This is a genomic window from Kitasatospora sp. NPDC001660 (assembly GCF_053596725.1).
Window position 1 is genome coordinate 1 of record NZ_JBSFGU010000003.1, and the last position, 18,770, is coordinate 18,770.

Consider the following 18,770-nt stretch of genomic DNA (forward strand, 5'->3'; position numbering starts at 1 on the left):
CCGCGTGCAGCACCGCGTCGTGGTGCTCGTACATCCGCGTCATCTCGGCCGGGCCCAGGCCGTGCGTCTGGCGGCGCAGCCGCCGCCGCACCAGCGCCGCCCCGCCCGTGCCCACGGCGAGCGCCGCCGCCGCACCGCCCAACAGGACCGGCAGCTGCCGGTTCACCGCGCCGCCCGTGTTCTTGACGTAGTACCCCACCGAGAGAAAACCGGCGACCGAACCATCCGGCCTGGTGACCGACACAGTGGTGTCCACGTCGGGTCCCAGCGGTATGTTCTCGGTCACGGTGTACGGCCCCTTCAGGGCCGGCTGGTAGTTGCCGTAAACGTGCTTTCCGATCAGCTCGGGATGGGCGGTCTGGGCGTAGCGGGTCCCGTCGGTGCCGAAGATCACGATGTAGTCGAAGCCGCCGCTCTTCTGCACGTCCACGGCCAGCGGCTGCAGCACCGCGGTCGGATCGGCGCTGTCGAGAGCAGCCGCCATCCCGGGATAGCGCGACAGCGTGACGGCCGCGGCGCGCGTGCTGTGCTCCGCATCACTCGTGGCGAAGCTGCGGGCCTGCAGGATGAGCGTCGTCAGGGCCGCGCCGACCAGCAACACAACGACGATCAACAGCCACAGGAACACCTGCCCGGCGACACTGTGCACCCGCAGCCGCGAAAAGCGCAGCCGCCCCCAGGCGGACCGGTCTTCCCCCGGTCCGTCCTGGGCCTTGCTCGAGGGCATGCTCCCTGTGTGCATCCAGGCTGTCCCCGCGTATCCGGGTCCTCCTCCTCCACGCTGCCACCCTGCCCGAAGACGCGCACGCGCGAAGCCCACGGCGGGCCAGGCAGATTGCCGGCCAGAAACTGGTGGCTGCGGCGAGGACACCACCGGGGACGCCCCCGGGGGTGGTGGGCTTGCCTGCGTCATCGTCGCGGATCCGGCCTGGCCGGGAACCGGGTACAGAACCCCGACCGCCGGCTCCGCGCGTGGTCTCATTTTTGGTCTCGTTCACCGCCGTTCAGGCGGGTTCAAACGGGCGATCACGCTGTACCGGGTGCGGGCCGGCGACATCGACGACCCGGAGCGCGGACGTTCACGCCGACCGCCACCACGAATGGCTCTGTCCCGTGGCCGGGGCGGAGCCATGTCCGTTGCGGCAGTTCGACACATCCGGCTCGCGCTGCTCCCAGCGGCCGTCAGCCGGTCGCCCTCGGAGGGCGTGTCATGGGGTGGTCCGGACCGGGAAGCCGGTCGGGCGGCCCTGGTCCTTCAGCCAGCCGAGCACCTGGGTGAGGGCCTCGACGGTCTGCTGGCGGTCGCCGCCGCCGTCGTGGAACAGCATGGTCGGGCCGAGGCCGATCTCCTTCTTGACCGTACCGACGATGGCGGCGGTGCCGGGCTTCTCGAAGTCCTTCGAGTCGATGTTCCAGCCCAGTGGGCGCATGCCGTTCGCGGCGGCGATGCGCCGGCTGTCGGGAGTGAACGAGCCACCGGGAGCCCGGTAGTACAGCACCTCGGCCCCGCCGGCGGCGTCCTCGATCATCTTCTTCGCGTCCAGGATCTGCTTCTCCTGGTAGGCGACGGGCTTCTTGTCCATGGAGGTGTCGTGGTCCACGGTGTGATCGCAGAGCCGGTGGCCGGCCGCGACGACCTGCTTGACCAGGTCGGGGTGGGCCTTGGCCTGCGGTCCGATCATGCAGAAGGTCGCCTTGACGCCGTACCGCTTGAGCACGTCGAGGACCTTCGGGGTCCAGACGGGGTCAGGGCCGTCGTCGATGGTGATGTTGACGGCGTTGCCTCCGGCCTCGGAGGCGTGGGCTATGCCGTCGGGTATTCCCCCCGGCTGCTGCGTACCGCCGTCGCCGCCCTGGGCACTGCCGTCGCTGTTGTGGCCGTCGGTGGTGGCGGGCTGTTCCTGTGCGACGTTCTGGTGGGGGGCACGGATCGACCCGGTGACCGTCGGAACGGCCCAGGCGGTCGCCGCCACGGCGACGACCGCCACAGCGAGAGCCACCCGCGAACGGTTGCTCCGGTTCCCCGTGCGCGCCTTGAAATCCATCGACCGACCACTTCCCCCGACTGCGTCTGCCAGCTCTCTGAGGTTCATGACGTGAGCGGGACCGGAGAGGGTTCCCCCCAGTTCGACGCGCATAGGCGGTCGCACATGGCCTGACAGTGTGCCGTGGCCGGCCTGGCGGCCCACCAGCACATGCGGGTGCGGCCTCGGACGCTGCGCCCAGCAGGCCGGCCCACGGGCTCACGAGCGGGCCGCTCAATGCGCGAACCCTCCCGTCCCCCGCCATCGGCCGGGGCCCGGCCCGATTCCTCGGGCCGGGCCTCCACCGGGGGTCAGGGGTGGTCGATCAGGGACTGGACGCCGTCGAGGATGCGGTCGAGGCCGAACCGGAGGGTGTCGACCGGGTCGGCGGGGTCCGCGGGGGCGAAGGCGCCGGCGGCGAGGGCGGCGGTGAGGGCGGGGAAGCGGTCGGGGCGGCGGGCCAGGAGTTCGCCGGTGAGGTGGGCCCATTCGCGGCTGTGGGCCTCGTCGAAGTCGAGTCGCTGTTGCACGTGGGTGCGGACGAAGCCGGCGATGAGGACGAAGACGCGGTGCTGCTGGGGGGCGGTCAGGCCGGTGGGGGCCAGGGCGGTGAGAGCGGCGTCGAGCCAGCCGAGTTGGTTGGGGCCCATGAGTTGGTGGCGCATCGCGGTGGCGGCCAGCAGCCAGGGGTGGCTGCGGTGGACCTGCTCGGACGCGCGCGCCCAGGCGACGATCCGCGGGCGCCAGCCGGGGCCGGCCGCGGTGAGGTCGGGGGCGTCGGCGAGGACGGATTCGACCATCAGTTCGACGAGCTCGGCCTTGCCGGGCACGTAGCGGTAGAGCGCCATCGCGGACACGCCGAACCCGGCGGCGACCTTGTTCATGGAGGCGGCCTCCAGTCCCTCGGCGTCCGCCAGGGCGACCGCGGCCTCGGCGATCCGCCCCGGGGTGAGGCTCGGCTTGGGGCCCCGGGTGGGGCGGTCCTGTTCGCCCCACAGCAGTGCGACGGCTGCACGCAGGTCACGCGCCTTCTCCTTGGGCATGAGGCCCTCCCTCTCCGATCGGGTCCGCCGGGGCCGTTGACGCCGGCGAGAACTGTGTATACCTTAAACACATCGAACTGCTGATGCCATAAACAGTTGGGGGAATCACCATGCTCGCCACCGTCCTCGCCGCCTGCGTCGCCACCGCCGTCGCCACCCCGGCCGCCGGGCTGCTCGGCTACCGCGGGCTCAAGCGCCACGCCAACGCCGAGCGGATGCGCATCACCTCGCCGACCGGGATCGACGAGGCCGGGTTCGTCCGCATCGGCGGCATCGACCAGTGGGTCTCGGTGCGCGGCGAGAACCTCGCCAACCCGGTGGTGCTGGAGATCCACGGCGGCCCCGGCGCCTCCAACCTGCCGTTCATCCCGCGCACCCGCCCCTGGGAGCAGCACTTCACGATCGTCCGCTGGGACATGCGCGGCGGCGGCAAGACCTTCGGCCACGGCGGCCCGGACGGCCAGGGCGAGATGAGCCTCGACCGGCTGCACCGGGACGCGCTGGAGGTCACCGAGTACGTCCGCACCCGGCTCGGCGTGCCGAAGGTGCTGCTGGTCGCCAACTCCATCGGCACCGTCCTCGGCCTGCGCCTCGCCCGCAACCACCCCGAGCTGTACTCGGCCTACGTCGGCACCGACCAGAACGTCCTCGCCGGGGGCCACCGGCACCCCGCGTACGACGCCCTGGTCGAACGCCTCCGGACGGCCGGCAAGCGCAGGGAGCTGGCCACCGTCACCGGGATGGGCCCGGACGCCACGGCCTGGAGCACCCACCAGTGGTCGGAGTTCAACAAGCTGGTCGTCACCACCGACCCGCTGACCTACGACACCATGAAGACCGTCGTGGTCCGCTCGCTCTGGTTCTCGCCCCTGCACACGCTGCGCGAGCTGCGGACGTACCTGAAGGGCATGACCTTCGCCGAGCAGCTCGGGCCGCAGGCGATGGGGGTCGACGAGTGGGCCGAGGGCACCGACTTCGCGCTCCCGCTCTTCGTCTTCCAGGGCGACAGCGACGTCCTCACCCCGCCCGCGCCGGCCCGCCGCCTCTTCGACTCCGTCACCGCGCCGGTCAAGGACTTCGCCCTGATCCGGGGCGCCAGCCACTTCGCGTCGTTCCGCGAGCCGGAGCAGTTCCTGGAGCTCATGCTCACCAAGGTCCGTCCGGTCGTCACGGGCGAGCCGGCCACCCGATGAGGCCTGGTGCGGCCCGGCGCCGGGGCACCCCCGGCCGAAGGCCGGGGGTGTGTCCGATTCCTTCAAGACGGGCGCCCGCGCCGCCGCCTAGCGTGGCGGGCATGAACACCAGCACACCGGCACCCCGGTTCGCGTTCGTCGGCATCGCCGTCTCCGACATGGCCGCCTCGGTCGCCTTCTACCGACGGCTCGGACTCGCGTTCCCGGACGGGGCGGAGCACGAGCCGCACGTCGAGGCCGAGTTGCCGGGCGGGTTGCTCCTGGTACTCGACGCCGAGTCCACCATCCGTTCGTTCCACCCGGGTTGGCGGCCGCCGGCCGGAGGCGGCCGGACGGGACTCGCGTTCCGGTGCGAGAGCCCCGCGCACGTGGACGCGGTGTTCGGGGACCTCGTAGGGGCCGGGTACCACGGGGAGTTGAAGCCGTTCGACGCGTTCTGGGGTCAGCGGTACGCCGTCCTGCACGACCCGGACGGGAACGGCGTCGACCTGCTCGCGGCGCTGCCGACCGGCTAGCGGCGGATCAGAGCGGTGAGCGGCAGCCCGGTCAACTCCCGTATGTCGCGCGCCAGATGGGCCTGGTCCGCGAAGCCCGTCCGGGCCGCCGTCTCCGCGAAGGGGACGCCGGCGCGGGCGAGGGCGAGGGCCCGTTGCAGGCGGAGGATGCGGGCCAGGGTCTTCGAGCCGTAGCCGAAGGCGGTCAACGAGCGGCGGTGCAGCTGCCGTTCGCCGAGGCCGACGCGCTCGGCGGTCGCCGCGACGGAGCGGCCGGCCGCCACGGACGCGACGACGGCGCCCAGCAGCGGGTCGGCGGGCCCGGCGTCCGCCGCGAGGCACAGGGCGAGGTCCTCCAGCGCGGCGGCCGGGTCGGGGGCCGCGTCGATGCGCCCGGTGAGGCGGCGCACCTCGGCGCCGGGGCGCAGGTCGGCCAGGTCGACGCGCCGGTCGCGCAGCTCGTGCGCGGGCACGCCGAGCAGCGCGGGGGCCGTACCGGGGGAGAAGCGGACGCCGGCCCAGGGGCCCGAGAACCCGCCCCCCGGGCGGTGGGCGCGGGTGTCCGGCCCCGCGACGAGGAGCCGGCCCTCCGTCCACAGCAGGTCCATGCAGCCGTCCGGCAGGACGGGAAACCGCGGCAGTGCCGGAACAGCCGCGCGCGTCCACACCACCGCGCCGGGGAGGCGGGACGCGCGCTCGGCGTATTCGGGGGCCACGCCCGGAAGGCTACGCCCGCAGGTGCCGCAGGACCGAGGCGGCGGCGCGGGCGATGGCGTCCCGCACCTCGTCGGTGTGGTCGAGGACCTCGAAGCCGTGCCGGCCGTTCGGGACGTCGATCAGCTCCAGCTCCGCCTTGTGCTCGCCGGCCGCCGCGACGAATCCGGCGACCGTCGCCGCGATCGTCTCCGCCTCCAGCCCGGCCCGGGTCAGCACGATCGGCAGCGGGCCGGCCCCGGCCACCGCCTCCGCCGGGCGGAAGCGCCTGTCGACGGTCGCCCAGCCGGGCAGCGGCGCGAGGACCGGGTAGCTCGCGGCCAGGCAGCGCAGCCAGGACGGCGGGGCGGCCAGCCAGTCGGCGGTCAGCAGCCCGCCGCCGGAGAAGAACCAGAGCGCGATCCGGTCGCCGTCCACGCGCGGGTCGGCGCGCAGCACGTCGATGGCCGCGGCGATGGCCTCGGCGGCGCGCGGGTACTCGTGCAGGCCCTGCAGCCCGTGCTCGACCGTCGCGCCGACGACGCCGAGGCTCGCCGCGTACCGGCCGTACCCGACGTAGATCGGCCAGTCGCGCGGGGTGGGCCGGGTGTCGGCGGGCAGGGGGCCGCCGTGGACGAACAGGACGGCGGGCAGCGGGCCTTCGGCCTCCGGCAGGTACAGGTCGAGGTTCCCGGTGCGCTCGTGCGCGCAGTCCGGCAGCGGGTGCTCCGCGGTGTCCAGGACGTGCGGGCCGGTGAACGCGGGTGTCTCGGCGGCGGGCGGCAGGACGATCCGGTGGCCCTCGCCGGCGGCGGCCCGGAGCAGGACGTCGGCGAGCTCGTCCGGCTGGGAGAGCATCGGCCAGTGGCCGGTGTCGAGGTCGAAGAAGCCCACCCGGGGGTCGGCCAGGAACCTGAACTGCGGCATGCCCGTGCGCACGATGGCCTCGACGGTGGCGATGTCGGTGCCGCCCGCGGTGCAGAGGATCCCGGAGGTCGGCACCGACGCGAGGGCGCCGGACAGCAGCAGGGGCTCGGTGAGGGTGGCGACGGGCTGCGCGGTGGCCAGGTCGGTGAGCCGGTCCAGTGCCTCGGCGGTGAGGCCGGCGACGCTCCCCCAGCGGTGCCACTCGCCCCGGCCGGGCGCCGGGAGGAGGCCGCCCGGGGGCCGGCGGGCCGGGTCGAACAGCAGCTCGCGGGCCGGTTGGTCCGGGACGAGCTGGACGGCCCGGTCGCCGTCCACCGGCAGGCCGGCGTCCAGGTAGACGATGCGGGTGAGCCGGTCCGCCCTCCGGTCGGCGGCACCGAGCGCCGGGTGGATGCCGTACTCGTGGCCGACCAGGACGAGTTCGGGGTCGGCCGCCGCGTCGATCAGGCGCAGGACGTCCTCGATGTGCGTCTCCAGGCCGGCGTCGCCCCGGCTGCTGAGCGTCGCCTCGTGCACCTCGGCGCCGGCCGCGCGGAGCCGGTCGCTCACCTCCCGCCAGATCCAGCCCCCGGTGAAGTGGCCCGGTACCAGCACGAACGCGGTCATGATTCGTCTCCTCGTCGTTTCGTCGCTTGTGATCGCCCGTCCGGCCCCGTCCGGCCGGGCACGCGGGTACCGTAGGAACTCCCCCTGAGGGAGGTTCAAGCCTTGCCACCGGCCGTCCTGTGGAGCATCGGTGAACTCGCGGAGCACGCGGGCGTCACCGTCAAGACCGTCCGCTTCTACTCCGACCGCGGCCTGCTGCCCGAAGCCGGGCGCAGCTCCGGCGGCCACCGGCGGTACGGGCCGGAGGCGCTCGACCGGCTGCGGCTGATCCGCTCGCTGCGCACGCTCGACCTGCCCGTCCCGGAGGTCGGACGGCTGCTGGAGCGGGACGAGACGCTGGGGGACGCCCTGGAGGACGCGGTGGCCCGGCAGTTGCGCGAGCTCGGCTCCCGACTCACCGCCCTGCGCTGGCGGGAGGCCGCCCTGCGGTTGCTGCACGAGTGCCCGCCCGAGGAGCGCGCCGACCGGCTCACCCTGATCGGCGGGCTGACCACCCCGCCGGACACCACCGCACTGGCCCGCTTCTGGCGGCGCGCGCTGCCGCCCCGGATGCCCGCCCGGCTGACCGCCGCGATCGTCGACGCGGCCGTCCCGCAGCCACCGGCCGACCCGGCGCCCGCCCAGGTGCTGGCGTTCGCGCGGCTGAACGCGCTCGTCTCCCGGGGCTGCTCCGGCGCCGGCGGCCACTCCCCCGCCGGCAAGGGAGGCTGCCCGAACGAAATCGCCCGCACCGACGGCGGGTACCGGCCCGCCGTGCTCTACGAGGGGCTCGGCGAGGCCTACGACCTGGCCTCGGCGGAACTGCGCGCCGGCCGTGACCCGTACGACGGCCCGGCACTCGACAACTTCGTCGCCGCCCACGCCGCCTCACGCTCCGTCCGGGACACGCCGGACTTCCGGCGCCGGCTGCGGGGCATGCTCGACGTCACCGACGATCCGGTGATCGCGCGCTACTGGGAGCTCACCGGCGAGCTCACCACGCCGGACGAGCCCACCCTCGGCCGGGCGCACGCGTGGCTGCGCGCGGCGCTGGCGGGACAGTTGGCGGCGACGGCCTGACCCGGCACGCGGGCGTCGCGCCGTCCACGGCGAGGTCCTCGCGCTCGCCCGTCAGGCGTCCGTCAGGGTGGGCAGGTCGCCGGAGGTCGTACCGGGGTCGATGATCCCGAAGGCGGCGCCCTGCGGGTCGCCGACGACCGCGAACCGGCCGAACGGGCTGTCCATCGGCTCCATGTGCACGGCACCGCCGCCCGCCCGCAGCCGTCCGATCGTCGCGTCGACGTCGTCCACGGCGAAGTACACGCTCACGTACGAGGGCACCTCGGGCGGCAGGTCGTCCGGCCCCATCCCCATCCGGCCGAGCACCGGCTGCTCGCCCACTCGGAAGATCTTGTAGTCGACCTGCTCGCTGTCCATCTTCTGCACGGTGTACGGGAAGACGGCCGGGAAGAACCCGTCCGCCTCGGCCGGGGCACGGGTCACCACCTCGGCCCAGGCGTACGAGCCGGGCGCCCCCTGCTTCTCGAAGCCCTCGTGCGTACCGCCCTGCCAGACGCCGAACACGACGCCGCCCGGGTCCCTGGCGATCAGCATCGTGCCGAACTCGCCGACCCGCATCGGGCCCATCAGCACCTCGCCGCCGTTGCCGCGGATCTTCTCGGCGGTGGCGGCGGCGTCCGGCGAGGCGAGGTAGAGGCACCAGGCGGACGGGGCCTGCCCGCCGTCCGGGCCCGGCATCGGCGGCACGATGGCGGCGACCGCCCTGCCGTCCGAGTAGGCCTGCGTGTAGTTGCCGTGCTCCGACGCGCTCTCGCCGAAGGTCCAGCCCAGGACATCGCCGTAGAAAGCCTTGGCGCCCTCCAGGTCGTTGAACATCGCGTCGGCCCAGCAGGGTGTGCCCTCAGGTAGCGCGGCCATCTCTCTCTGCCCTCTCGTGTGGCGGTATGCCCTATTTGCCCCCATTCCGTCACCCTAGCCAGTCCCCCGTCCGCACGCGCGCCCGTCCGCAACGCCCGCACACGACGCGGCCGGCCAGGGCACGCCCCGGCCGGCCGCGGACCGCACGGCTCCCGGCTACCCGATCGGCAGCGGCGCGCGGGCGCCCCTCGTCCCGAGCCCGGTCGGCCCGCCGGGCACCACGCCCGGCCGCGGCACCTGCGCGCCGCCCGCGGCCGCGGCCGCCTCGCCGGCGTGCGCCGCGACGCCGGGGTGCGCCGCCGACGTGCCCAGCCCGGTCGGCCCGAGCGCCAGGCCGCCGGTGGGGACGGACTCCTCCACCCGTGCCGCGTCGTGCCCTTCACGTCCGAAGTGCCGCATCAGGTCCTCCTCGGTGTACCGGTGGCACCCCTGGTGCCAGTTCACGATGCCCGCGATCCAGTTCTCCAGCTCCTCCACGTACCCGCCGAGCAGCTCCCGCGCCGCGCCGTCGAGCCCGAAGTCGTCGAACATGACGGGGAGTTCCTTCTCCGCGACGTGCTGGAACTGCGCGAGCCGCGAGTGCATCAGGTCGTCGACGATCCGGACGGCCGACGGGTAGTCGCAGTGGAAGAAGTTCTGGACCACCAGGGCCATGTTGTGCAGCTCGCCCTCGTACTCGATCTCCTTCTGGTACGAGAACAGGTCGTTCACCATGCACGCGTAGTCGGCCGCCGAGTTCTCCAGCGAACGCATCGCGCCGTGCTCGTACACCTCGGGCGGGACGACCTGCCCGTGACCGATCCGGCTGAGGCTCATGGTGAGGTCGGAGCCGAAGGTGGCCCGGCGCATCTCCAGGTAGTCGACCGGGTCCGGGATCCGGTGCTGCACCTGGTTGGAGAGCTCCCAGATCCAGCTGAGCAGCATGTCCTCGACAGCCTTGCGCAACGTCCGCCGGGCGTCGACGGTCATCGGCCCCGCCGTCCGCTCCCAGATGTCGGCCAGGCCGCGCTCCAGGGCGTTGGCCGGCTCCGCCGCCGGGCCGCCGTCGTCGACCGGCATGAACAGCGGCAGCCGCTCGACGGCGAGCTTGGCGCCGGCCAGGTCGCGGGTGCTCCCGTAGACCCGCGGGAAGTAGTCGTCGGCCCAGGTGCCCCACAGCAACCAGGCCGAGCCGATGTCGAGTTGGTCGACCGTGGCGTCCGGGTGCATGCCCGCCATGCAGAGCGGGAGGTCGTAGTCGCGGGTGGACTCGGCCGTCCAGAGCGCGGACCCGGGAATGCCCGGCAGGTCGTCCAACAGGCCCGTCCGCCGGGCCCATTCGACGGCCCGGTCGCGCGCGCCCTCCAGGTGCGGGCTCAGCGAGAGCGCGAACGGCACCCTGAACTCGGGCAGGCGGGACGGTCCGACGCGCCGGAACGGCACGTGGCCGTGCGAACGCGCCCGCCGCACCGCCGGATCCACCCCGCCCGGCCCGACGGGCACGTCCCGTGCGGGCACCTCCGGCACGGCCCCGCCGCCGCGCACCATGTCGAGTGCCGAGGTGCCGATCCCGCCGATCGCGAACGGGTCCCAACGACGGCCGGCTTCGGAGAGGTCGGACGGGTCGCCCGAACCCGCCGCCGCGCCCCCGCCGTTCATGTAGCGACTGGACCGCATGTGCCACTCGTGGCCGCCGGACTGCCAGTCCTGCAGGCCCTTGACGTACGTCAGCACCCTGGCCCGGCCCAGCGGGTCGAGCCCGGTCTCGGCGAACAGCACGGGCAGTTCGGTGAACACGGTGTTCTCGAACTGCTGGAGCCGCGAGGTGAGCAGGTCGTTGACCGCCTCGGCGGCCTCCTGGGTGGAGCACTCCAGGAAGCGCTCCAGCACCAGGATGCCGTTGCTCAGCTCGCCCTCGTCCTCCACCTCCCGCTGGTAGGAGAAGACGTCGTTGCGCAGGTGCACGGCGTCGGCGAAGGCGTCCGTCAGCACCCGCAGCGCGCGCGAGCCCGAGACCTCCTTCGGCACCTCGGCCCCGGCGGCCACCTCGACCAGCTGCGCGGACCACGGCGCGCCGCCCACCTTCCGGCGCATCTCGATGTACTCGACCGGGTTGGCGACCCGGCCCGCGTTGATGTTGGACAGCTCCCACAGCGACTCGTCGAGCAGGTTCCGGGTGCTCCCGGCGAACCGGATCCGCCAGTCCTCGCCCATCGTCGGCACGGTGCGCCGCCAGAGGTCGGCCAGGCCCGCCTCGACCGGGTTCTGCGGCTCGGGCACCGGGGTGGCCGGGTCGGCGGGCATGAACAGCGGCAGCCGGTCGAGGTGCGCCTTGCCGCCCTCACGGTCGTTGGTCCGCTTGTACATGTCGAGGAAGTGGTCGTCGAAGAAGAAGACCCACACGTACCAGTCGGTGACCAGCGACAGGACCTCGGCGGAGGCGTCGGGGTGGGTGTAGGCGCAGAGCAGGCCGTAGTCGTGGGCGTCCAGGTCGGCCCGTTCCCAGATGCCGGACCCCTCCAGCATGCCCATCTCCCGCGCCCAGACGGAGGAGTGGGCCCGGGCCTCGTCGAGATGGGGGTTGAGGCGTGCCGGGTGCGGCACGTAGAAGGACGGCAGTTCGAACGGCTGGGTCACGGCGGGCGAGCCTTTCTGGACGCGTCGGCTGGACCAAGAATGACCCGCGCCCCGGCCCGGCACCGGCACAACAAGAACAGTCATATGAGATGACCCGCCTGCTCGAACCTCCGGTCGAACTGCCGCCCGAGCCACCGCTCAACGGTGGCTCGCCTGTACGGAGCCGGGAGCCCCGCATCCTTGCCACACGCGCACCACCCACGAGCCCCCACACCCCCGAACCCCCGGCGGGACGGACCGAGTTCGGCCCGTCCCGCCGGGGGCGTCGCGCAAGGGCCGCTCAGGCCGCCAGGCCGAGGACCAGCGAGGCCGCGGCCGGCGCGAGGTAGACGAGAGGGAACGGGACGTGCGCGTAGCTGCGGGCGCGGACGACGGTGAGCACGGCGCCGGCGAAGTAGAGGATCAGGCCGATGGCGGCGAGGCGGCCGATCACGGGGACGAAGAGGCCGACCAGGAGGCCGGCGGCGCCCGCGGCCTTGGTGGCGCCGAGCCACACCCACGAGGCGCGCGGGACGCCGTACTCGGCGAGCGGCTCCACGACGAACTTGGCGCCGGCGAAGACCGCCCCGGCCGAGAAGCCGGCCATGAGGGCGCCGAGAACGGTGACGATGACGTAGGCCACGGACATTGAAGTGCTCCCCACTCGGTGGCTGGTTGGTCCGACACTCCTCCGACCCGCCGCACGCGGCGGGTGTGACAGCCGCGGGGGAAAAAATGTTCCGTCCCGCAGTGGGGTGTTGACACCGGACGCCCCCAACAACCGCTACGCCAACGAACAAACCAGCTGCACCAAGGCATCGATCCCCAAGACTTCCCCTCCTACGGGCGTGTTGACACCACCCCTCCCGCCCCTTCGACCAGACTGGGCGCCGACCCGACCAATCCACTCCGAGGAGGGGCCCATGAACGTCACCGTTCGGCTCGCACAGCAGCCCGAGGCCGACGAACTGCTCGGACGCAGTGCGCTCGCCGCGCTCATCGGCATGCTGCTGGACCAGCAGGTGCCCATGGAGTGGGCGTTCACCGGCCCGCTGACCATCGCCCAGCGGCTCGGACGGGACGATCTGGACAGCCACGAGATCGCCACCTACGACCCCGAGGAGTTCGTGGCGCTGCTCTCCGCGAAGCCGGCCGTGCACCGCTACCCGGCCGCGATGGCCAAGCGGGTGCAGCAGCTCTGCCAGTTCCTCGTGGCGCAGTACGACGGCGATGCCGCCGCGCTGTGGAAGGACGCCAGGACCGGCAAGGAGCTGCTGAGCCGGCTCAACGCGCTTCCCGGCTTCGGCAAGCAGAAGTCCCAGATCTTCCTGGCACTGCTCGGCAAGCAGTACGGCGTGCGGCCGGACGGCTGGCGCGAGGCGGCCGGCGCGTACGGCGAGGAGGGCGCGCACCGCTCGGTCGCCGACATCACCGGGCCCGAATCCCTCGTCCTGGTCCGGGAGTCCAAGCAGGAGGCGAAGCGCGCCGCGAAGGAGGCCAAGGACACCGCCAAGGCCACCGCCAAGGCCCGCTGAGTCGCCCGATCCACCGTCGGGGCACCCCGGACCGCCGGCTCAGGCCGCCGCCGGCCGGGCCGCGGCCCTGCGCTCGTCCGCGTCCGCCGGCCAGAAGTACACCGGCGGCGGACCGTCAGACCAGCTCCGGCTCCCGCCGCTCAAGAACCGCATCCTGCTCCGCACCCGCGGCGACGGCCTTCCGCCGCGGCAGCGCGAACATCAGCAGGAACACCACCACCAGCACCCCCGCGACCCACCACATCGCGTGGACGAAGGCCCCGCTGAACGCTTCCCCCACCGCCGTCGGCGCGACGACGTCGTCCATCGCCCCGAAGAAGGCCACCGACACCAGCCCGAGCCCGAGCGCGTTCCCCACCTGCTGCACGGTGTTGATCAGGCCCGACGCCGAACCGGCGTGCTCGCGCGGCACCTCCGCGAGGATCGCGTCGGTGATCGGCGCGACGATCAGCCCCATCCCGAGGCCCATCACCACCAGCGGCAGCGCCATCTGCCACGGCGCGATCGCCGTCCCGTACCGGTCCGCCTCCCAGATGTAGGTGAGCACGCCCGCCGCCATCACCAGCGCGCCCGTCTGGAGCACCCGGCGCCCGAACCGCGGCACCAGCTTCTGCACGGACAGCCCGGCCGCCGTCGAGACCGCGAGCGAGAACGGGATGCCGGTCGAGCCGGCCTTCAGCGGGCTCCAGCCGAGGCCGATCTGCATGTAGAGGGTCCACACCAGGAAGAAGATCCCGCAGGCCACGCCGAAGGTGAGCTGCACCCCGATCCCGGCCGCGAAGGACTTCACGCGGAACAGCGAGAGCTCCACCAGCGGCGAGCCGTCCCGCCGCGCCTTGGCCTTCTCGTACACCACGAACAGCGCGAACACCACGAGGCCGCCGGCCATCGACAGGTACCCCCAGAGCGGCCAGCCGGCCTCCCGCCCGTGCGTCAGCGGGTAGATCAGCATCAGCAGCCCGACGCTCGCGAGGGCCACGCCCACCAGGTCCAGCTTGAGCGCCTTCCCGGCCTTCGACTCGGCGATGAAACGGCGCCCGGCCAGCAGGCCGGCGAGGCCCACCGGCAGGTTGATCAGGAAGATCGGCCGCCAGGCCAGGCCGAAGAGGTCCCACTCGGTGAGCAGGGCGCCGATCAGCGGGCCGCAGACGGCGCCCAGTCCGACCACCGCGCCGAACATCCCGAACACCTTGCCGCGCTCCTCCGCCGGGAAGGTCGCGTGGATGATCGAGAGCACCTGCGGCACCATGAGCGCCGCCGTGCCGCCCTGGAGCACCCGCATCGCGACCAGCATGTCCGGGCCGGTGGCCAGGCCGCACAGCGCGGACGCGAGCGTGAAGCCGCCGATGCCGATCAGGAACAGCCGCTTGCGGCCGTAGATGTCGCCCAGCCGCCCGCCGGTGATCAGGCCGATCGCGAAGGCCAGCGAGTAGCCGCCGGTCACCCACTGGACGGCGCTGAAGGAGGCGCCGGTGTCCTCCTGGATGCTGGGGACGGCGATGTTGACGATGGTCACGTCCACCAGGTCCATGAAGGAGGCGACCATCACGATCGCCAGCGCGATCCACCTCCGCCGATCGGTGTCCACAGTGCTCATCACACGCTCCTCGTTCGTCTCGCTCGTCGGCACGTCCGAAACGGTAGACGGCATGTAGGCCAGATCCTGTCCCAGTTCTCCGGCATCCTGGACGGCATGACCGACACCCCGGCCCGCTTGCTGAACCTGCTCTCCCTGCTGCAGACCCCGCGCGAGTGGCCCGGCAGCGAGCTCGCCGAGCGGCTCGGCGTGAGCCCCCGGACGATCCGGCGCGACATCGACCGGCTGCGCGACCTCGGCTACCCGGTGCAGGCGACGATGGGCGCGGTCGGCGGGTACCGGCTGGTCGCGGGGACGGCGATGCCGCCGCTGCTGCTGGACGACGAGGAGGCGGTCGCCATCGCGGTCGGACTGCGGGCCGCGGCCGGGCACGCGGTGGTCGGCATCGAGGAGGCGTCCGTCCGGGCGCTGGGCAAGCTGCTCCAGGTGCTGCCCGCGCGGCTCAGGCACCGGGTGGGGGCACTCAACGCGGCCACCGTCCCGCTGCTCACCGGGGACGGACCGACCGTCGACCCGGACGGCCTCACGGTGCTCGCCGGCGCCGTCACCAACCACGAGCGCCTGCGCTTCGCCTACCGGGCCCGCGACGGTGCCGAGACCCGCCGCAACGTCGAACCCGAGCGCCTGGTCTCGACCGGCCGCCGCTGGTACCTGGTCGGCTTCGACCTGGACCGGGACGACTGGCGGCTCTTCCGGGTCGACCGGCTCCGCGAACCCTTCGCCACCGGTGCGCGCTTCACCCCGCGCCCGCTGCCCGCCGAGAACGCCGCCACGTTCGTGGCCGACAAGCTGCGCCGCCGGAACACGACGTACGCCATGGTCGCCACCGTGCACCGCCCCGCCGCCGAGGTCGACCGCTGGATGCCCTGGACCGGGGACTACCGGATCGAGCCGATCGACGACCGCACCTGCCGCCTGCACTCCCGGGCGGACTCGCTCAAGTGGCTGGCGTCCGGGCTGCTGCTCCTCGACTGCGACTTCGAGGTGCACGAGCCGCCGGAGCTGATCGCCCACCTGCGCACCCTGGCCGACCGCGCCAACCGCGCGGCCGACCGGGCGGGTTGAACCGGGGCCCGTCCTCAGACCCCGTACTCGGCGGTGAGCAGCGCCCGGCCGAGGGTGTGGAAGGTGAGGTGGAAGCCGACCTGGGCCGGCGGGGTGTCGGCGGAGACGTCCAGCTTCTCGACGTCGAGCGCGTGCACCGCGAACACGTAGCGGTGCGGGGCGCCGGGCGGCGGGGCGGCGCCGTCGTACTTGTTGCCCGGGAAGTCGTTGCGCCCGTGGAAGGAGGCCGCGCCCGGCAGGGCGTCGTCCGAGGAACCCGCGCCGCGCGGCAGTTCGGTGGTGTCGCCCGGCAGGTTGAGCGCGAGCCAGTGCCACCAGCCGGAGCCGGTCGGCGCGTCCGGGTCGTAGCAGGTGACGGCGACGCTCCGGGTGCCCTCCGGCAGGCCCGACCAGGCCAGCTGCGGCGAGAGGTTGCCGCCGGCGTGGATGAACTCCCGGGCCAGCGTGCCGCCTTCGGTGATGTCCTCGCTGCTCAGCGGGAAGGACGGCACCTCGGGCAGGAACTCGTACGGCAGCGGCGGACGCTTGCTCATGCTTGGGTCACCTCTCAACGGGCCCTGACGGCCTCGGACCTGGTGCGGCCTCGGCTGAATGACACCGTTCACTGTAATGGGGTGCACGTCCGAACCGGCGGCCCCTTACAGTCGGGTCATGGCCTCCAACCTCGCCCGCCTGCTCGCCGACTCCCGCCGCGCACTGTTCACGATGCTCGGCGCCCTCGCCGCCATCTGGCTGGTACAGGTGGCCAACTGGCTGGACGACTACCGCCTCTCGTACGACTACGGCCTGCGCTCGGGGCGGATCGACGAGCTGCCCGAGATGTTCACCATGCCGTTCCTGCACTTCGGCTGGGACCACATCGAGGCCAACTCCTGGCCGCTGTTCGCGTTCGGCTTCGTCGCGGCCTACCGGGGCATGCGGAAGTTCCTGCTGGCCAGCCTGCTGATCGTCATCTCCGGCGGCCTGACGGTGTGGCTGCTGGAGCGCCCGGAGGCGGTGACGGTGGGCGCGAGCGGCATGGTCTACGGGTACTTCGGCTACGTGGTGCTGCGCGGGATCCTCGACCGCAACCTGCTGGACACCGCCATCGGCGTCGTCATCGCCGCGCTCTACTCCTACATCCTGCTGGGCGTGCTGCCGGGCGCCCAGGGCGTCAGCTGGCTCGGCCACCTGGGCGGGCTGGCCGGCGGACTGGCCGCGGCCTGGCTGCTCCGGGGCCGCGCCCCGGAGCCCGCGCCCGCCGCACCCGCGGCCGCGCCGGAGACCACGTCCGGCAACGCCGCCCTGCTCAAGCAGCTGGACGACCTCGGCCTGTAGCCCACTCGGGCCTGTGGCCCGCTCGGCGCAGCCAGGTATGGACCGATACCGGCCCTCCGGCCGGCGTGGAAGGCACACCCGCCCCCTGCTCCGGAGCCGCACCGCGGAGTCGCCCGTCCTCGCCTTCGCCACCGACCTGATGCACGAGGGCCCCGACACCTTCTTCGGCCACCTCACCGACCGCGCCGGGGTCGGCGGCGTCACCCGAGGAGTACCTGTCGGCGACCTCCCGGACGGCCGACGGGGTGACGGCGGAGGACCATCGGGGCACACTCCTGGGCCGAGCGGGATCAGAACCCGCAGAAAACCTGGGGCAATGTTCGCGACATTTCCCATCAAACAGCCGCAAACGTCCACCTGCGGTTCACACCCGAGCGCGTGGCGGCGTCGCGGCTGCTGCGCCATCCGCCGTCCGAACGGTAGGCTTTCCGTGTGATCTTCAAGCGCATCGGCAACGGGCGGCCGTACCCGGATCACGGCCGGACCAGCACCCGCCAGTGGGCTGACGTCGCCCCACGCCCGGTGCGGCTCGACCAGCTGGTGACCACCAAGGGACAACTCGATCTCGAAACCCTGCTGGCCGAGGACTCGACCTTCTACGGGGACCTCTTCGCCCACGTGGTGAAGTGGCACGGCGACCTCTACCTGGAGGACGGGCTGCACCGGGCCGTGCGGGCCGCGCTGCAGCAGCGCCAGGTGCTGCACGCCCGCGTCCTCGAAATGGAGTGACGGGCTCGCCCGCACGCTTCCGGACCGCTCCCTCGCCGCCACGGCGGGAGGGCGGTCCCGTCGTGCCCGGACGCCTCCGCGCGCCTCTCGCGTACCCCCTTTCGGGTAGCGAGGTACTCCAGATGATGATCGTTTAGTACCTTCGCGGGAATCCGGCACTAATCTGCTGACTACGGCCGCGACCAGGGGAACCGTCCCCGTCGGCCGACTCGTCGTCATCCCGAGATCCCGAGCCATCCCGACCCCGCCCCGGCACGAGGGGGAGACAAACCGTGAGCATGTTGACTCCCCAAGGCCTCAAGGGGAAGCAGTACCGCATCACCGGCAACGCCTATCCGCGCCTCGGCCGGCCGCCGAAGAAGAGCCGCAAGGTGATCGCCGGGCTCGCGGCGCTGCTCGCCCTGGCCCTCATCGGGCTCGGCAGCGTGCAGCTCTACGACATCTTCACCAGCAAGAACAGGAACACCAGCGCGCAGGCCTGTGCCACGCCCTCCGGCAAGGCGCTGGCCGCCCCCACGCCGGGGGCCTCGCCGGGCGCCCCCGCCGCCTCCGGCGCCCCGGCGGCCGCGCAGGGCGACCCGCACGCGATCCCGCAGCCGGCCACGGTCACGGTGAACGTCTACAACGCGACCACCAAGGCCGGCCTGGCCGGGCGGACCGCCGAGGAGCTGAAGAAGCGCGGCTTCACCATCGGCAAGGTCGGCAACGCCCCGGCCGAGCTGGACAAGAAGGTGCCCGGGACCGCCCAGGTGATCGCCGGTCCGGCCGGCGCCGGCGCGTCGACCCTGGTCAGCTCGCAGATCGCGGGGGCCACCGCCACCGCCGACGCACGGACCGACGCCAGCGTGGACTTCGTCATCGGCGACAGCTACAACGCGCTCCTGGACGAGACCCAGGCCGCCGCCGCGCTGGCCCTGGCCGCCAAGCCCTCCCCCACCCCGAGCGCCACCGGCAACTGCTGAGCCCGCGCGGCCCGTGAGGACGGAGAGAGCCCCCCGGCGGTGTGCCGGGGGGCTCTCGGTCGTTCGGGGATCT

17 protein-coding genes and 1 pseudogene are annotated in these 18,770 nt (G+C 73.0%); 8 read left to right on the plus strand and 10 right to left on the minus strand.

The genetic code is table 11. The features are described from left to right. The 3 genes and pseudogenes from ACWCXH_RS03610 to ACWCXH_RS03620 form a co-directional block, all read right to left on the minus strand. Positions 1–727 (minus strand): annotated as a pseudogene (locus ACWCXH_RS03610) (histidine kinase); the annotation flags it as partial. 481 nt (positions 728–1,208) lie between these two features. Further along, entirely contained in the window at positions 1,209–2,045 is an 837-nt protein-coding gene (locus ACWCXH_RS03615; RefSeq protein ID WP_449799674.1) for a polysaccharide deacetylase family protein, read from the minus strand. Positions 2,046–2,335: 290 nt separating this feature from the next. Then, on the minus strand, positions 2,336–3,067 hold the full coding sequence (locus ACWCXH_RS03620) for a TetR/AcrR family transcriptional regulator (protein WP_449799675.1): 732 nt from the start codon (positions 3,065–3,067) through the stop codon (positions 2,336–2,338). Between the two features lie 110 nt (positions 3,068–3,177). Between ACWCXH_RS03620 and ACWCXH_RS03625 the strand changes: the two genes are divergently transcribed. Further along, positions 3,178–4,260 carry an alpha/beta fold hydrolase gene (locus tag ACWCXH_RS03625; protein ID WP_449799676.1) on the plus strand — a complete coding sequence of 361 codons (1,083 nt, stop codon included), beginning with the start codon at positions 3,178–3,180 and terminating at the stop codon, positions 4,258–4,260. A gap of 101 nt (positions 4,261–4,361) precedes the next feature. Then, positions 4,362–4,775 (plus strand): VOC family protein, encoded by a 414-nt coding sequence (locus ACWCXH_RS03630; RefSeq protein WP_449799677.1) that lies wholly within the window; start codon positions 4,362–4,364, stop codon positions 4,773–4,775. Here ACWCXH_RS03630 and ACWCXH_RS03635 read toward each other — a convergent pair. Further along, positions 4,772–5,470, minus strand: coding sequence for a helix-turn-helix domain-containing protein (locus ACWCXH_RS03635; RefSeq protein WP_449799678.1), 699 nt, complete (start codon positions 5,468–5,470; stop codon positions 4,772–4,774). The two genes, ACWCXH_RS03630 and ACWCXH_RS03635, sit on opposite strands and share 4 nt — an antisense overlap. A 10-nt stretch (positions 5,471–5,480) precedes the next feature. Beyond that, positions 5,481–6,980 (minus strand): alpha/beta hydrolase, encoded by a 1,500-nt coding sequence (locus tag ACWCXH_RS03640; RefSeq protein WP_449799679.1) that lies wholly within the window; start codon positions 6,978–6,980, stop codon positions 5,481–5,483. Positions 6,981–7,082: 102 nt separating this feature from the next. Between ACWCXH_RS03640 and ACWCXH_RS03645 the strand changes: the two genes are divergently transcribed. Beyond that, the gene (locus ACWCXH_RS03645; RefSeq protein ID WP_449799680.1) at positions 7,083–8,039 is read left to right on the plus strand and encodes a helix-turn-helix domain-containing protein; all 957 of its coding nucleotides are present in this window, start codon (positions 7,083–7,085) and stop codon (positions 8,037–8,039) included. Positions 8,040–8,090: 51 nt separating this feature from the next. On the opposite strand, the gene ACWCXH_RS03650 is transcribed toward ACWCXH_RS03645, so the two are convergent. The 3 genes from ACWCXH_RS03650 to ACWCXH_RS03660 form a co-directional block, all read right to left on the minus strand. Then, a complete protein-coding gene (locus ACWCXH_RS03650) occupies positions 8,091–8,897 on the minus strand; it encodes a VOC family protein (protein WP_449799681.1) in 807 nt (268 codons plus the stop codon). 156 nt (positions 8,898–9,053) lie between these two features. After that, positions 9,054–11,513 (minus strand): terpene synthase family protein, encoded by a 2,460-nt coding sequence (locus ACWCXH_RS03655; protein ID WP_449799682.1) that lies wholly within the window; start codon positions 11,511–11,513, stop codon positions 9,054–9,056. A gap of 280 nt (positions 11,514–11,793) precedes the next feature. After that, positions 11,794–12,141 carry a DoxX family protein gene (locus tag ACWCXH_RS03660; RefSeq protein WP_449799683.1) on the minus strand — a complete coding sequence of 116 codons (348 nt, stop codon included), beginning with the start codon at positions 12,139–12,141 and terminating at the stop codon, positions 11,794–11,796. 274 nt (positions 12,142–12,415) lie between these two features. Between ACWCXH_RS03660 and ACWCXH_RS03665 the strand changes: the two genes are divergently transcribed. Next, a complete protein-coding gene (locus ACWCXH_RS03665; protein ID WP_449799684.1) occupies positions 12,416–13,027 on the plus strand; it encodes an HhH-GPD-type base excision DNA repair protein in 612 nt (203 codons plus the stop codon). A 115-nt stretch (positions 13,028–13,142) separates the two neighbouring features. Here ACWCXH_RS03665 and ACWCXH_RS03670 read toward each other — a convergent pair whose 3' ends face one another. Continuing rightward, positions 13,143–14,624: an MFS transporter gene (locus ACWCXH_RS03670; protein WP_449799685.1), complete on the minus strand. Its 1,482-nt coding sequence runs from the start codon at positions 14,622–14,624 to the stop codon at positions 13,143–13,145. Positions 14,625–14,720: 96 nt separating this feature from the next. Between ACWCXH_RS03670 and ACWCXH_RS03675 the strand changes: the two genes are divergently transcribed. Then, on the plus strand, positions 14,721–15,689 hold the full coding sequence (locus tag ACWCXH_RS03675; RefSeq protein WP_449799686.1) for a helix-turn-helix transcriptional regulator: 969 nt from the start codon (positions 14,721–14,723) through the stop codon (positions 15,687–15,689). A gap of 14 nt (positions 15,690–15,703) precedes the next feature. Here ACWCXH_RS03675 and ACWCXH_RS03680 read toward each other — a convergent pair whose 3' ends face one another. After that, entirely contained in the window at positions 15,704–16,222 is a 519-nt protein-coding gene (locus ACWCXH_RS03680; RefSeq protein ID WP_449799687.1) for a YbhB/YbcL family Raf kinase inhibitor-like protein, read from the minus strand. Positions 16,223–16,340: 118 nt separating this feature from the next. On the opposite strand from ACWCXH_RS03680, the gene ACWCXH_RS03685 reads away from it, so the two are divergent. The 3 genes from ACWCXH_RS03685 (at position 16,341) to ACWCXH_RS03695 (ending at position 18,697) form a co-directional block, all read left to right on the plus strand. Further along, positions 16,341–17,006: a rhomboid family intramembrane serine protease gene (locus ACWCXH_RS03685; protein WP_449799688.1), complete on the plus strand. Its 666-nt coding sequence runs from the start codon at positions 16,341–16,343 to the stop codon at positions 17,004–17,006. A gap of 432 nt (positions 17,007–17,438) precedes the next feature. Then, positions 17,439–17,735 carry a type II toxin-antitoxin system VapB family antitoxin gene (locus ACWCXH_RS03690; protein ID WP_030061387.1) on the plus strand — a complete coding sequence of 99 codons (297 nt, stop codon included), beginning with the start codon at positions 17,439–17,441 and terminating at the stop codon, positions 17,733–17,735. A 278-nt stretch (positions 17,736–18,013) separates the two neighbouring features. Then, positions 18,014–18,697, plus strand: coding sequence for a LytR C-terminal domain-containing protein (locus tag ACWCXH_RS03695; protein ID WP_449799963.1), 684 nt, complete (start codon positions 18,014–18,016; stop codon positions 18,695–18,697). Positions 18,698–18,770 lie beyond the last annotated feature (73 nt).

Coding starts and splice junctions, on each gene's coding strand:
- ACWCXH_RS03615 (WP_449799674.1), bottom strand. CDS start 2,045: ATGGATTTCAAGGCGCGCACGGGGAACCGGAGCAACCGTTCGCGGGTG.
- ACWCXH_RS03620 (WP_449799675.1), bottom strand. CDS start 3,067: ATGCCCAAGGAGAAGGCGCGTGACCTGCGTGCAGCCGTCGCACTGCTG.
- ACWCXH_RS03625 (WP_449799676.1), top strand. CDS start 3,178: ATGCTCGCCACCGTCCTCGCCGCCTGCGTCGCCACCGCCGTCGCCACC.
- ACWCXH_RS03630 (WP_449799677.1), top strand. CDS start 4,362: ATGAACACCAGCACACCGGCACCCCGGTTCGCGTTCGTCGGCATCGCC.
- ACWCXH_RS03640 (WP_449799679.1), bottom strand. CDS start 6,980: ATGACCGCGTTCGTGCTGGTACCGGGCCACTTCACCGGGGGCTGGATC.
- ACWCXH_RS03650 (WP_449799681.1), bottom strand. CDS start 8,897: ATGGCCGCGCTACCTGAGGGCACACCCTGCTGGGCCGACGCGATGTTC.
- ACWCXH_RS03660 (WP_449799683.1), bottom strand. CDS start 12,141: ATGTCCGTGGCCTACGTCATCGTCACCGTTCTCGGCGCCCTCATGGCC.
- ACWCXH_RS03665 (WP_449799684.1), top strand. CDS start 12,416: ATGAACGTCACCGTTCGGCTCGCACAGCAGCCCGAGGCCGACGAACTG.
- ACWCXH_RS03670 (WP_449799685.1), bottom strand. CDS start 14,624: ATGAGCACTGTGGACACCGATCGGCGGAGGTGGATCGCGCTGGCGATC.
- ACWCXH_RS03675 (WP_449799686.1), top strand. CDS start 14,721: ATGACCGACACCCCGGCCCGCTTGCTGAACCTGCTCTCCCTGCTGCAG.
- ACWCXH_RS03680 (WP_449799687.1), bottom strand. CDS start 16,222: ATGAGCAAGCGTCCGCCGCTGCCGTACGAGTTCCTGCCCGAGGTGCCG.
- ACWCXH_RS03685 (WP_449799688.1), top strand. CDS start 16,341: ATGGCCTCCAACCTCGCCCGCCTGCTCGCCGACTCCCGCCGCGCACTG.
- ACWCXH_RS03695 (WP_449799963.1), top strand. CDS start 18,014: ATGTTGACTCCCCAAGGCCTCAAGGGGAAGCAGTACCGCATCACCGGC.